Origin of the sequence: Sphingomonas phyllosphaerae (assembly GCF_036946485.1) — a bacterium.
Classification (GTDB): Bacteria; Pseudomonadota; Alphaproteobacteria; order Sphingomonadales; family Sphingomonadaceae; genus Sphingomonas; species Sphingomonas phyllosphaerae_E.
Window position 1 is genome coordinate 1,086,704 of the sequence record NZ_JAQIJA010000001.1, and the last position, 13,168, is coordinate 1,099,871.

At 67.5% G+C, this 13,168-nt stretch carries 10 protein-coding genes; 4 read left to right on the forward strand and 6 right to left on the reverse strand.

All coding sequences use genetic code 11. The annotated features are described in order from the left end of the window. Positions 1 to 40: 40 nt before the first annotated feature. Positions 41 to 2,626, reverse strand: coding sequence for a family 20 glycosylhydrolase (locus tag PGN16_RS05285; protein ID WP_335308339.1), 2,586 nt, complete (start codon positions 2,624 to 2,626; stop codon positions 41 to 43). A 249-nt stretch (positions 2,627 to 2,875) separates the two neighbouring features. Here PGN16_RS05285 and PGN16_RS05290 point away from each other — a divergent pair, with 249 nt between their 5' ends. From PGN16_RS05290 to PGN16_RS05305, 4 genes are read left to right on the forward strand one after another with little or no spacing between them, the layout of a single operon-like run. After that, entirely contained in the window at positions 2,876 to 4,870 is a 1,995-nt protein-coding gene (locus PGN16_RS05290; protein WP_335308340.1) for a TonB-dependent receptor, read from the forward strand. Further along, positions 4,867 to 5,229, forward strand: coding sequence for a TonB-dependent receptor domain-containing protein (locus tag PGN16_RS05295; protein WP_335308394.1), 363 nt, complete (start codon positions 4,867 to 4,869; stop codon positions 5,227 to 5,229). Before PGN16_RS05290 ends, PGN16_RS05295 begins: the two co-directional genes overlap by 4 nt. A 1-nt stretch (position 5,230) precedes the next feature. Beyond that, the gene (locus PGN16_RS05300) at positions 5,231 to 5,653 is read left to right on the forward strand and encodes a TonB-dependent receptor domain-containing protein (RefSeq protein WP_335308341.1); all 423 of its coding nucleotides are present in this window, start codon (positions 5,231 to 5,233) and stop codon (positions 5,651 to 5,653) included. Between the two features lie 28 nt (positions 5,654 to 5,681). Further along, on the forward strand, positions 5,682 to 6,836 hold the full coding sequence (locus tag PGN16_RS05305; RefSeq protein WP_335308342.1) for an acyltransferase family protein: 1,155 nt from the start codon (positions 5,682 to 5,684) through the stop codon (positions 6,834 to 6,836). 10 nt (positions 6,837 to 6,846) lie between these two features. On the opposite strand, the gene PGN16_RS05310 is transcribed toward PGN16_RS05305, so the two are convergent. From PGN16_RS05310 to PGN16_RS05330, 5 genes are read right to left on the reverse strand one after another with little or no spacing between them, the layout of a single operon-like run. Then, complete coding sequence (locus tag PGN16_RS05310) at positions 6,847 to 8,508, reverse strand: sulfotransferase family protein (RefSeq protein WP_335308343.1); 1,662 nt, start codon at positions 8,506 to 8,508, stop codon at positions 6,847 to 6,849. A 27-nt stretch (positions 8,509 to 8,535) separates the two neighbouring features. Then, the gene (locus tag PGN16_RS05315) at positions 8,536 to 9,210 is read right to left on the reverse strand and encodes an alpha/beta fold hydrolase (protein WP_335308344.1); all 675 of its coding nucleotides are present in this window, start codon (positions 9,208 to 9,210) and stop codon (positions 8,536 to 8,538) included. Positions 9,211 to 9,226: 16 nt separating this feature from the next. Next, positions 9,227 to 10,528, reverse strand: coding sequence for a CitMHS family transporter (locus PGN16_RS05320; RefSeq protein ID WP_335308345.1), 1,302 nt, complete (start codon positions 10,526 to 10,528; stop codon positions 9,227 to 9,229). Between the two features lie 33 nt (positions 10,529 to 10,561). Further along, positions 10,562 to 12,058: an OprO/OprP family phosphate-selective porin gene (locus PGN16_RS05325; RefSeq protein WP_335308346.1), complete on the reverse strand. Its 1,497-nt coding sequence runs from the start codon at positions 12,056 to 12,058 to the stop codon at positions 10,562 to 10,564. After that, complete coding sequence (locus tag PGN16_RS05330; protein ID WP_335308347.1) at positions 12,055 to 13,128, reverse strand: ABC transporter substrate-binding protein; 1,074 nt, start codon at positions 13,126 to 13,128, stop codon at positions 12,055 to 12,057. Before PGN16_RS05330 ends, PGN16_RS05325 begins: the two co-directional genes overlap by 4 nt. Positions 13,129 to 13,168: the final 40 nt, after the last annotated feature.

Sequence of the window (13,168 nt, forward strand, 5' to 3'; positions counted from 1 at the left end):
GCCGCGATAGCGGGGCGGCGTGCGGCAGGGAATAGCGGGATTACTGCCAGGGTGCGCGGTCGGCGGCGACGGTGACGATGCGGCTGAAGCGTTTGCCGTCCGGTGTTGCGGTGCGCAGCTCCACTGCGCCCTGCACCGCGACTGGGCTGGTATAATGCGTCCACTCGCCGTTTTGCGTGCGATAGTCGATCGGCATGCCGAGCAGTTCGCTGTTCGCCTCCAGCCGTCCGGCGACGATCCGCGCGCCCGGTGGGGTCAGGCGATAGACGATGCCGTCGTGGTCGAGCGCGGGCAGCCGGTCGGCGACCCGCCCGGCGAAGTCGCTCCAGCCACCGAGCATGGCCCCGACGTCGATCCGCGCATCGCCATAGCTGTAGCGCGCGCCGGGCGTGTAGCCCGGCTCCCATGAAGCGCGCGACCAGCCACGCTCCGCGAGCGCGAACAGGCGGGGGAACAGCATATACTCCACCTGCGAGTCGCAGCGGACCATCTCGCTCCACAATTGCCCCTGGATGCCGGCGACCATGTGCCCGGCCGCCAGCGGCGTCGCATCGTCGATGGTGCCCGGCCGATTGAGGATGTCGGTCATCGTCGCGGCGTTGGCCGGCAGGTTGCCGGGCATGAACGCGTAGAGCCGAAAGAGGTCGATCTCGCGCGTCGCCCATGTCGCGCCGGGCTCGTCGGGCGACACCGCCTGCGGCATGTCGAGATAGGTGACGTCGGGCATCGACAGGATCACCGGCCAGCCGCGATTGGCATGGCTATGCGCCTCCGCCACGCCGCGATCGAACAATCCGCCCCAGACATAGGATTGCGTCTGTGCGGGCAGGGCGGCGGGATCGGCGTTCGTCAACCCGTCGCTCCATGCGCCGGCGCGAATGCCCCGCTTGGCAAGCATCGCCGCCACCCGCTCGACGAAGCGCGCGCCGAGATGCGCGATCGGCGTGCCGGTACGCGCCGCCTCGGCCAGGCAGGCGGGCGAGTTGCGCCATGCGCCCGCCGTCTCGTCGGCTCCGATGTGATATAGGCCGAGCGGCACGCCGGCCCGTGCGTGCAACCGCGCCATCGCCGAAACGACGGTGTCGACGAAGCGGTAAGTCGCCGGAATGCAGACGTTCAGCGTGTTGTCGTCATAGGTCTGGATGCTGCGATAGCGGGTCGTGTCGTCGGGCTCGACGAGGCGATAGCGCTCGGCCTCCGCCGGCCGGCCGGCGGCCATCAGTCGTCGGTAGCGCGCTTCCATCGCCTTGATCGCGGCGCGCGAATGACCCGGCATGTCGAACGACGGCACGACGGTGATCTGCCGCGCTTTGGCCGCAGCCAGGATCGCGAGATAATCCTGCGTCGTGAGATAGCCGTTGGTGGGTGAGTCGCGCGCCGGATTGGCACCGAGCTGCGGTTGCAGGCAGGTGTTGTCGGACAGGTCGAGGCAGCGATAGGCGCCGACCCGGGTCAATTCGGGGAGTGCCGGGATGTCCATCCGCCAGCCCTCGTCATCGCCCAGATGCAGATGAAGCGTGTTGAGCTTCACCGCCGCCATCTGCTCGATGACACGCAGGATCTCGTCGCGACCGTGGAAATTGCGTGCGAGGTCGAGGTGCAATCCGCGATAGCCGAAGCGCGGCGCATCGACGATTGCCAACGGCTTCATCCGCAATCGCTCGTGCGTTGCCTGCTGCGCGAGCGAGCGAAGTGCATAGCTCGCTCCCGCTGAATCGCGTGCGGCAATGCGGATGCCCGTGGTTGTGACGTCGAGGCGGTACCCTTCGGCCGCAATGGAAGGGTCGCCGATGACGATGGATAGCGGCACCGCACCGGTGCCGATCCCGATCTTTTCCAACCCGGCCAAGGCAGGGGCAAGCGCCGCGCGCGACACTCCTCGCAGTTGGACCCGCACGCCTTGCGACAGGTCGAGCGCCGCCCCGGCCGGGCGCGAGGCCTGCGCCGGCGCGGGCAGGATGACGACGTCGGGTGTCGATGCCGCACCGCGCGCGGCATAGCGCGCGAACGCACGGACCGGCGTAAGCCAGACGTTGCGATCTGCGGCCGCGGCGGTCGCCAGCCGCGGCTCGTCGGTCATCGGCGCGACATAGGGGAGCGTCTCCAGCCCGGTTTCGGGGTCGGTGCCGGGGCGCGCCGCCGCGATGACGACCGGCGCCGCGCCCGGTGCCGCCAGCGCGGCGTTCGGCAGCACGAAGGCGCGCGAGAAGAACGGGACGCTGGCGGTCAACCGGATGCGATAATGCCGTCCCGCCTCCAGGGACCGGCCGGGCTTCAACGCGAAGACCGTCACGTCGCCGTTGACCAGGCGGCTGGTGAATTCGGCGCTGTCGATCAGCAGCACGCTGCCGATCAGGCTGGTACGCAGCTCCAGATCGGCGGGCGGGGTGACGTCGGCAGGGATGTCGAGATCGATGTCGAGCACCATACACTTGCGCGGCGGCAGCGGGGTGGGCGGGGGCGGTGCGGCGGGGTCGATCGCAAGCGGCGGGCAATAAGCGGGGCGATTGTCGACGACGGTGACGCGGTAGCCGAGTCCCGCGGCAAGACGATCGAGCGGTGAAGGAGTGGCGGTGACGGGCGTTGCGGTGGAGGCCATCAGCAGCGCGGTCACCAGCATATCCATGTTCCTCCTGCGAAATATCGCCGCGTGCTCACGCGTGTCAGGTCGCGATCGTGTCACGCCGGTGCCAGCCTAACAATACCAAAAAGGCACCTTGAGATACAATCAGACACATTCGGGTAATGTTTGCGCTTGCAAATTGCGCCGTCTCGATGTTTTTTGTTCGCGGTAGGTCATCGACCATCCGTGAGCAGGGCGCGGGTGCCGATGACAAATTGATACCAAAACAAAACAATTGATGTGGGGGCAGTCATGATCGTGAGAGGCGTGTTGTCGTCGGCCAGCCTGCTGGCACTTGCCATTGCCGCGCCGGCACTGGCGCAAGAAGTGCCACCGGCCGGGATCCAGGATCAGCCGCAGCACGCGCCTGCCACCGGGCAGGTTCGCAGCGGGATCGGCGACACGGACGGCGACATCATCGTCACCGGCATCCGCGCCTCGATCGAAGCCTCGCTGAACCAGAAGCGGCAGTCGGACATGGTGTCCGAAGTCATCACCGCGCAGGACATCGGCAAATTCCCCGACAAGAACGTCGCGGACTCGCTCGGCCGCCTGACCGGCGTCAACGTCGTCACCGGCTCGTCGGCGGGCGGCGGGTTCGGCGAGAACCAGTCGGTATCGATCCGCGGCACCGACCCGGAACTCAACCTGACGTTGCTCGACGGGCATAGCCTGGCGACCGGCGACTGGTTCGTGCTCGATCAGGCGAACGGCGGGCGCAGCTTCAACTTCAGCATGTTCCCCTCCGAGATCGTCGGCAGCCTGGAGGTCTACAAAAGCGCGCAGGCCGATATTCCCGAAGGCGGGATCGGTGGCACGATCAACGTTCACAGCCGCCTGCCGCTCGATCTGCCCTCGGGCACGTTCAACCTGACCGCGCAGGGCGCGTACAACGACCTTTCCGACAAGTGGAAGCCGCAGGTGTCGGCGGTCACGAGCTGGAAGAACAAGGCCGGGACGCTGGGCGTGTTGGTCGCCGGCTTCTACGAGGCGCGCTCCTTCCGCCGCGACGGTCAGGAATTCCTGGGTTATTCGACGCAGGAGAATTTCAACAACGACGGGGTCGACGTCGCCTATCCGGTGCTGATCGGCGACGCCTATTTCACGCAGGAGCGGATCCGCAAGGGCGGCACCTTCTCGGTGCAGTTCAAACCGTCCGACCGGCTCGAGCTGATCGCGACCGGGCTCTACACGCGGATGAGCGCGAACAACGTCAACGTGAACAGCATGGCGTGGACCAGCAAGCTGGTCGCGGAGAATTCGACGCCGGGCACGCCGGGATACGCGCTCGGCAAATATACGACCAAGGAATATGACGGCGTCTCGTATCTCACCTCCGCAGCATGGGGCGCGACCGGGGCGGGGGGAACGCCGGCGTTCGGGCGCGTGCAGGACGATATCTTCCGCACCGCTTTCTCCTCGACATGGAACGGCACGCTGGAGGCGAAATGGCGCCCGGCGGACGGCATGACCGTTCACGCCAATGTCGGCTATACCGAAGGGCGCGGCGAGACCACCAAGGAGCGCGCCTGGGAAAGCTATTGGCAGACCGGCATGAGCTACGCGATCGCCGGCAAGGGCGCGACGCTCAGCTATCCGGGCCTCCCGACCGATCCGACCTCCACGGCCTATCTGAAGAACTATTTCAGCGGAACCTGGGGCGGATCGACGATTTCGCCCGACAAGGAATTCTACAGCCAGATCGATCTGGAACAGGAGTTCGCCGACTCAAGCTGGCTGCGCACGATCAAGACCGGTGCGCGCTTCACCAGCCACAAGCGGGCGGTGAATGCGACCGGCATCCTGTGGGCGGGCAACGACACACCCGCCGTCGATCCCGAATTCGGGGCATCGGGTACCAACCAGATCGGGCTGGCAGACGTTTACGCCGGCGCCACGACGCCCGGCAACTTCAACCGCCGCATCGGCCAGCCATCGCGCTATTCGCTCGCCGATCTCGGCAAGGTCGAGGACGTGCTGAACACGCGCGGCGGCACCAGCGAGGCATTCTACCCGCCGTCCAGCTTTTCCGTGAAAGAGGACGATACCGCCTTCTACGCCATGGCCCGGGTCGGTAACGATCGCAATTGGCGTGGCAACATCGGGCTGCGGACGATCCGCCACCGACATCGACACGCTGCAATATTCGCCCAACGTGACGCCGACGATCACCAACAAGTTCGGCGAATTCGGCGAGGTTCAAGGATGGCCGCGCCTACTGGGATGTTCTGCCGAGCGCCAACCTGACCTATAACGCCACCGACAAATTGCTGCTGCGCGGCGCGGTGGCGAAGGTGATGTCGCGACCCGGCTATGCGCAACTCGCGGGGGCCTTTTCGGTCGACGACCTCAGCCTGTCGGGCAGTGCGGGCGGCAATCCCCGGCTCGACCCGTTCCGTGCCTGGCAGTTCAACCTCGCGGCCGAATTCTACTATGCGCCGCAGTCGCTGTTCTCGATCGGCATCTTCGCCCTCGACATCAAGAACTACATCACCACCACGACCAGCCGCCGCTTCTATCGCACCGTCCTCCACCCCAATGGCGCCTATTTCCTCGTCGAGGAGCCGGTCAACGGCGGGGCGGGGTCAACAAGGGGGCGGAGGTGAATTGGCAGCAGCGATCTGGGGCGGGTTCGGCGTGATCGCCAATTACACCTATTCAGATGCCAAGCGGAACAAGGACTCCGTCACTCCCGGTGATCGGCTCGGCCGCGATATCGACGGCAATTCCAAACATACTTGGAACCTGACCGGTTATTTCGAAAACGACCTGATCAGCACGCGCTTCGCCTACAGCTATCGCTCGAAATTCCGCTCGGGCATCGATCGCGCGACACCGATGTGGCAGGATGGCTATGGTCAGCTCGACGGATCGTTGCTGGTGCATGTCACGCCACATCTCGCGCTCAGTGCCGATGCTCAGAATATCACCAACGCCAAACTCTATTATTTCGTCGGCGACCCGGCGATCCCGCGCTCCTATTATGACAACGGTCGAACCTTTTACCTTGGTCTGCGGATAACCTATTGATCGTTGCACGAAGGGGAGGGAGATCAGCATGACCGCAGCCGTGGAGACAGCAACGGGGCCGGTCGCGACGGGGCCCCGCGATCCGCACGATCGTGCCGGGCGCCGGCTGCGCTCGTTGGACCTGTTGCGCGGCGTGACCGTGGCGGGAATGATCACCGTCAACGCCACCGCCGGGGTGCAATCGCTCGACAAGCCGGTGTTCGCGACCCTGCTACATGCCGACTGGGCGGGCTTCACGCTCGCCGATACGGTCTTCCCCGCGTTCCTGACGATGGTCGGCGTGTCGATCGCCGTGTCGGCGCGCGGCGAGGCGGGGAGCGCGGCGGCGACGCGGCGCGTCTTGGCGCGGGCGGCGCGGATGATCCTGATCGGGCTGCTGCTCGGGCATATGTTCTTCCTGGCCGACTTCCACAAATATGGCGTGCGGCTGCCGGGCGTGTTGCAGCGGATCGGCATCGTCTTCGCGATCTGCGCCTTGCTCTATCCGCGGATGAGCACTCGGGCGCGGGCGATTGCCGCAGGGGCGCTGCTGATCGGTTATTGGGTGCTGTGCCTGCTGCCTGTGCCGGACGGGAGCGCCACCGACCTGTGGGTGCCCGGCCACAATTTCGTGTCGTGGGTCGACCGCGTCGTGTTCGGCGAATGGCGATACGTGAAGGGGCCGTTCGGCTACGATCCCGAGGGATTGCTCGGCACCTTGCCCGCGGTGGCGCAGGCGTTGCTGGGCACACTGGCGGGCGATTTCCTCCGCCGCGGCCTGCCCGTCGTGCGTACCGCCAAGACCTTGCTGATCGCGGGGCTTGCCGGGATCGTGACCGGACTGGCGTGGGGCATCGTGTTTCCGATCGCCAAGAATTTGTGGACCAGCAGCTTCGTCCTGCTCTCGACCGGGCTGACGATCGCGCTGCTCGGGCTGTTCCACAACCTGTTCGATCGCGACGATCGCCCGGCGCGCAAGGGCGACCTGTTCGGCAGTTTCGGGCGCAACGCCATCGCCGCTTATGTGTTGCACGAGGTCGCCTCGATCATCCTGACCGGCGACGCAATCCAACTGCCGTTCAAATGGCTTGCGCCGATCGTCGGAACACAGATCGCGGCGCTGGCGCCGGTGGCGCTGTTCGTCGCGATCGTCTGGTATCCGATCGCCTATATGGACAAGCGCGGCTGGTATCTGCGCGTCTGATCCCGGCCGCTCAGACGGTATAACCGTCGCGTCGGATCGCGTCGGCAACCTCCGGCACGATCGGCGCCAGCTCGACCGCGTAGCGCCGCCAGCGCGCGACCGATCGATCGTGCATCGGCTCGCGTACCTGCGCGTGGCTCGGGGTAGGGGCGTGGCGCGTCTGGCGGTGGAAAGCGGCCTGCGCGGGATGTTCGGGCAGCCCGATCGCCGCCATCATCCGCGCCCGTTCGCCTGCCGGATCGGCGACCAGATCCTCATATCGAACGATCAGCGGCGCGAGCGACAGTTTCTCCCGGTAATCTGCGAGGAGCGCAGACACGCCTGCGAGGTGATGGGCGGCATCCTCGATCCGGTATGCGCAGTGGCTGCCGTGCGTCATGTCGTGCGCCATCATCGATACCAGGACATCGAGGGGATGCCGCCGCATCAGGATCAGCGGCGCGTCCGCAAAGGCGAGCCGGATCAATGGCAGGTCGACCTCGTTGAGCGGCATCTTGTCGGTGAAGAAGCGTGCGCCCTCGCCAAGCCCATGCACCGCCGCCCGCGCGAGATAGAAGTCGCGGAACACCGCCGGTAGATGATGCCGGTCCGCCACGCGCAACTGCGCGATCGTCGCCGCGAGTGGCGCGTCGGTGCCGAGCAACCTGCCCGCGAACGCGCGCAGCTCCGCGACGAACGGCAGCTCGCCGCCTGCCTTGATGTCTGGATGTGCCGACAGGATCTGCTCGACCAGCGTCGTGCCCGAACGCGGCATGCCCATGATGAAGATCGGCTGTGGAACGTCGCGCCGCGATCCTGCCGGCGTCAGCGCCGGCGGCCATTGGCGCTGCGCCGCGAAGTGCGCGTCCACCGCACCGCGATCGTAGCCGCGGGCGAGCCTTGCCTTGCCGGCCACGAAGTCGCGCCACGCCTCGGCATTCCGACCGGCGCGCTCCCGCAATCGTCCGCGCAGGAGCAATGCCGCCCCCGATGCCCCATCGGGCAATCGGTCCAGCATCGCCAGTGCCTCTCGCCAACGCGCTCCGATCGCGAGCACGCGCGCAGCCAGCAGCGTGACATCGCGCCCGTTCGCCAGCCGCTGAACCTGTGCGAACGCGGCTTCGGCCACGTCGGCGGCGCCACGTTGTTCGGCGATTTCGACGGCAAGCATCGCCGCCTCCAGCGACCCGGACCCCTCGTCCGCGAGTTCAGCGGCTTCGTCGAGTTGCCCGATCCGCACCATCGCGCGGCCCAAGGCCGGCGCCAGCGCGGCAGCCTCTTGCGCGGGCAACGTGTGCCGCGCTGCCCGCAGATGCCACGCACCCTCGTGCAACCGCTCCCGCTGTAGCAGCCGTTGTCCGAGGAACGCGTGCGCCGCCGGATCGTCGGCATCGTGCGCCAGCGCCGCGCACGCCACCGCTTCCGCCGCCTCCGGCTGGCCCCGGCGCAGGAGCAGGTGCGCCAGATCGTCGCGTGCCCAGCGGGCCTGTGGGGTGACGGCGACCACCTGCCGCAGATGACTCTCCGCCCGATCGAGATCGCCGGTGGCCGCGGCAGCGAGTGCCGCGACCTCAAGCAGATCGACGCTGTCAGGCGCATCTGCCAGCCGCCGCTCCGCCGCTTCCAGCGCCCATTGGCAACGCCCGGCGCGAAGTGCCGCGCGTAGCGTCTCGATCTCGTCGGTAGCGGTCATGCGGCAATGCTAGCACGAACGCGCTGGTCATGTGCCGTCGAGACGATCCGTCAGAAAGGCTCGCAACAGCGCGGTCACCTCACCCGGGCGCTCCATCGGCGCCAGATGCCCGCAGTGGCGGATCAGCCGGAAGCGCGCACCCGGAATGCTCGCCGCCAGCTCGCGCGCATCCTCAGGCAGGCAGATGCGGTCGCGCTCGCCGACCGCCACCAGCGTCGGCACGCGAACGCAGCGGATCGCATCGCCGATATCGGGCCGGGCGAGCAGGGCGCGTTGCTGCCGCTCGAACACGGTCGCGCCGACACGCTCGGCCATCGCCTGCACTGGCCCGCTGATGATCGGGGTCAGCATCGGATCGGCATGCGGCGCGATCGCCAGCATCCCCTGTTCGTCGAGCGTGCGGGCGCGCATCCGCAGCGAGGCACGCGTGCCGAACAGCGCCACCCGCTCGACGCGCTCCGGCGCCTGGCGGATCATCTCCAGGGCGACATAGCCGCCCAGGCTGACCCCCGCGACCGCGAAGCGTGGCGGTGCGTGGGCGAGCACTCGCGCCGCCATCGCCTCCAGCGTCGGATCGACGGTCAGGTCGCCCAGTTCGGGATGGGCGATGTCGCCCAGCGCGATCACCTGTTGCGCCCATAATTGCCCGTCACAGCCCATCGCGGGCAGCAGCACGAGCGGTACGGTCCGTTGCACCATCATGATCGTCGCTCCCGGATTAGCTGACGAGCGGGAAGGCGAACACGGCGATCCCGACAAGGGTCATCACGGCACACACCGCCGCGGCCGGCACCAGCGTGAACCGTTGGTGGTCGGCGAGGTCGATGCCGGCGAGGCTGACCAGCAGATAGGTCGAGGGCACCAGCGGGCTGAGCAGATGGACCGGCTGCCCCATCAGCGAGGCACGCGCGATCGCGATCGGCTCGACACCGTAATGCGCGCCGGCTTCGGCGAGGATCGGCAGCATCCCGAAGTAGAAGGCGTCGTTGGAAATGAAGAACGTGAATGGCAGGCTGAGCGCGGCGGTGATCGGCGCCATATACGGCCCCAGCACCGGCGGGATCATGCCGACGACTTCCTTGCTCATCGCCTCCACCATCCCGGTGCCCGACAGGATGCCGGTGAAGATCCCAGCGGCGAAGATCAGCGAGACGACCGACAGCACGTTGCCGGCGTGCGCGGCGATCCGCTCCTTCTGTTCGGCGACCTGCGGGTAGTTGACGATCATCGCCACCGCGAACGCCAGCATCATCAACACCGACAGCGGCAGGATGCCCGACACCAGCCCGGCGATCAGCGCGATCGTCAGCGCGGCGTTGAACCAGCGCAGCTTCGGGCGGCGCGCCTCGGGGAATTGCGACACCGCCATGCCGGTGAAGCTGGTCGGCTCGTTCGCCTTCACGTGTCCGATCCGGCGACGCTCCTTGCGCCCGAACCAGATCGCCAGCCCGATCAGAAAGGCCAGTCCCGCGATCATGCCGGGAATGAGCGGCAGGAACAGCGTGGCGGGATCTAGCTTCAGCGCGCTTGCCGCGCGCGCGGTCGGGCCGCCCCACGGCGTCAGGTTCATGATCCCGCTGGTGCTCATCAACAGGCAGCACAGATACAGGCGGTTCATGTCGTAGCGTTTGTAGAGCGGCAACAGCGCGGCGATCGTGATGATGTACGTGGTCGATCCGTCGCCATCGAGGCTGACGATCGCGCACAGCACCACCGTACCGATCAGGATCGCGAGCGGATCGCCATGCACCACGCGCAGCAGCCGGTTGACCAGCGGATCGAACAGGCCGGTATCGGTCATGATCGAGAAGAACAGGATCGCGAACAGCAGCATCACGCCGGTGGGCGCAAGGTTCTTGATCCCGTCGATCATCATGTCGCCCAGCCCGGAGGCGAAGCCGGCGAGCAGCGCGAACGCGGTCGGGACGACGATCAGCGCGACCAGCGGGGTCATCCGCTTCGTCATGATGAGCGTCATGAAGGTGGCCACCATCAGGAAGCCGAGCAGGGCGAGGTCCATCGAAAGGATGCTTTCGTCAGGAGGAAAGGGGGATCAGAAGGTGACGGCGATGCGGGTGCCGAGCGTCTCGCCGTTGTCCGCGCCGGTGTAGGCACCGGCGCGATTGTCGGTGTCCCAATGGGCCAGGTTGATCTGGAAGCGGGTGAAGCTGTTCAGGTACCAATTGGCGCCGATCGTCGCCGCCCAGCCGCGCCCGCCGCTAAGCAGGCTGGTGTAGTCGAGGTTTTCGTAGCGTGCGGTCAGTTCGATCGCGCCGGGGCCGCCGTCGAAGATCGGCTTCAGCACGCGCGGCTGGCCGAAACTGCCGAGGCGCGGATTGTACGGGGGCAGGTCGCCGGTGACGAACCAGCCGCCCGACAGGCTCCACGCCTTGCTGACGAAATCGGGGCGGCCGGCGTCGAGCCGCGCGTGGCGCTGGCCGCCCTCGCCCATCACCCAGATCGGGCCGATATAGCCGCCCGCCTCGACGCCATAGCCGGTGGTGCTGCGCCCGCCGAGCAGCGGCCCCGTCGACACGCGCAGCGCGCCGTTGAAGCGCCCGCCGATCACGGTGTTGCGGGTCAGCGTGGTGGCCGCCGACGACAAGGCCTCGTCGAACCCCCACAGGCCGAGGTGCAGCACGCCGCGCTCGGTCTTGATCGGGTTCCAATGTGCACGGGCGAGCGCGGTACGGCTGTCGCTGACGCTCTGGTTGCCGTCGATCCGGTCGCCGGTGACGGTCAGGGAGGCGTGCCCGCTCTTCCAAAACACGCGCGGCATGATGCCGACGCCGTAGAAGCCGCGCTGCGGGATGATCGCGGTGGCGACGACGGTCCGCTCCATGAACGGCGTCGAGTCCGATCCCGTCGCGCCTTCGAAGCTGCGATCGTTGAACAGGTGCCCGGCGCGCACGTCGTAATCGACGCCCTTGCCGATGCGATCACGCCAGCCGATGAAGGCGGTGACGATGTCGACCTCATTCTCGGAAAAGTCGGTCTCGAACTGGTAGAAGAAATGCGTGCCGACGCCACCCTCCAGCCCGAGGCGCAGCGCGCGCATCCCCGTAGTGGTCAAGTTGCGACCATCGTATTTCGAGCCGAAGGTGGAGCTGACGTCGGTCAGGATGCGCCCGCGCGGCTTGAAGGTGTAGATGCCGTCCGCGGAATGGAACACCGGCAGCCCGGCACCCCATTCGGTCGTCACGCCCGCCGCATTGGCTTGCCGCGCCTGCACGATATCGCGCTCGGCGGGGCCGGGTGGCACGAGCTGCGGCGCGAAGGGGCGCGTGACGGTGTCGCGGCCGAGGACGTCGGTCTGCGCCAGTTGCGGCGGGATGGACGTCGCCGGTGCCGCGGGGGTCGCAGCAGCGGCAGGGACGGCGGCAACCTGTTGCGCCCCCTCCAGCCGGTCGAGCCGCGCCCGCAGCGTCGCGATCTCCGCCGCTTGCTGGCGGACCAGCACCGCGAGTTCATCGGCGGTCGGCGTCTGCGCCAGGGCGGGTGAGGCGGCGAGCAGCGCGATCAGCGCGCTGGCGGTTCGGAACATGGTCATGGCGTCTTGGCCCCTTCGGCGAGGATCGCCCGCCAGTCGGTCAGGAACCGGCGGCGCTTGATCGAATCGAGATTGACGAGAAGCTGCGGCCCGACGCGGATCGGGCGCTGTTGTTCGCGCGACAGCCGCGGCGCGCGCACGTCGGCGCGCACCGGCAGCAGCCATTCGCGTGCGAGCAAGGTCTGCCCGGTGCGCGACAGCAGGAAATCGAGGAACAGCTTCGCCGCCGCCGGCCGCCGCGCATCGCGCGCGATGAAGGCGACCCGCGAGGCGACGATCGTATAGTCGCGCGGGAAGATCACCCCGATCCGCGCGTCGCGCCGCGCCCGCGCCAGCGCATAGGGGCCGACGACATTATAGGCGATCGCGATGCGCCCCGCCGCGATCGCATCGAGCATCGGCTCGGTCGTGCGCGAGAGCATCGGGCGGGTGGCGGCGATCGCCTGCACCAGCGAGCGGGTGTCACGCGTGATCGCCTGATCCTCGGCCAGATAGAGATAACCGACGTTCGACTGCGCCGGATCATAGGTCGCGACCCTGCCGGTCAACGCGGCCCGGCGACTGCGCAGCAGCCGCTCGAACGCCTCATGCGTGCGCGGCACCAGCGCCGGCGGGATCAGTCGCCGGTTGACGACGAACGCGACCGGCTCGGCGGTGACGCCATAACCCGTGTTCTTCCACACCGCGGTGGCGGGCAGCGCGGGCTTCTCGGGGCTCAGATAGGCCTGTGCATAGCCGTCGTTGATCAGCTTGGCCTGCAGATCCATTCCCGACGACCACACCAGATCCGCGCCCGGCCGCCGCGCCGCCGCATCGGCCACGACGCGGCGATAGATGTCGCGCGACTCCAGATCGTCGTAGCGAACCGCGACGCCGGGATAGGTGCGGCGGAACGCAGCGATCAGCGGCTGCATCGCGGCGCTGTCGGCATTGCCGAAGACATGCACGCCGCGCTCGGCACGCGCCGCGGCGATCAGGGCGTCATAGGAGCGGGGGTAGCCCGCCGGGCGTTGCGCGGCGGCGGGCGTCGCAAGCCCCAGCACCAGCATCAACAGGATCGGCATACGCATCGTTCAGGTCCTCTCGCTTCCCGCCTCTGAGTTCGGGTAA

Bases quoted from the DNA above. Each gene is read 5' to 3' on its own strand.
- PGN16_RS05285 (WP_335308339.1), bottom strand. From the start codon at position 2,626: ATGGATATGCTGGTGACCGCGCTGCTGATGGCCTCCACCGCAACGCCC.
- PGN16_RS05290 (WP_335308340.1), top strand. From the start codon at position 2,876: ATGATCGTGAGAGGCGTGTTGTCGTCGGCCAGCCTGCTGGCACTTGCC.
- PGN16_RS05305 (WP_335308342.1), top strand. From the start codon at position 5,682: ATGACCGCAGCCGTGGAGACAGCAACGGGGCCGGTCGCGACGGGGCCC.
- PGN16_RS05310 (WP_335308343.1), bottom strand. From the start codon at position 8,508: ATGACCGCTACCGACGAGATCGAGACGCTACGCGCGGCACTTCGCGCC.
- PGN16_RS05315 (WP_335308344.1), bottom strand. From the start codon at position 9,210: ATGATGGTGCAACGGACCGTACCGCTCGTGCTGCTGCCCGCGATGGGC.
- PGN16_RS05320 (WP_335308345.1), bottom strand. From the start codon at position 10,528: ATGGACCTCGCCCTGCTCGGCTTCCTGATGGTGGCCACCTTCATGACG.
- PGN16_RS05325 (WP_335308346.1), bottom strand. From the start codon at position 12,058: ATGACCATGTTCCGAACCGCCAGCGCGCTGATCGCGCTGCTCGCCGCC.
- PGN16_RS05330 (WP_335308347.1), bottom strand. From the start codon at position 13,128: ATGCGTATGCCGATCCTGTTGATGCTGGTGCTGGGGCTTGCGACGCCC.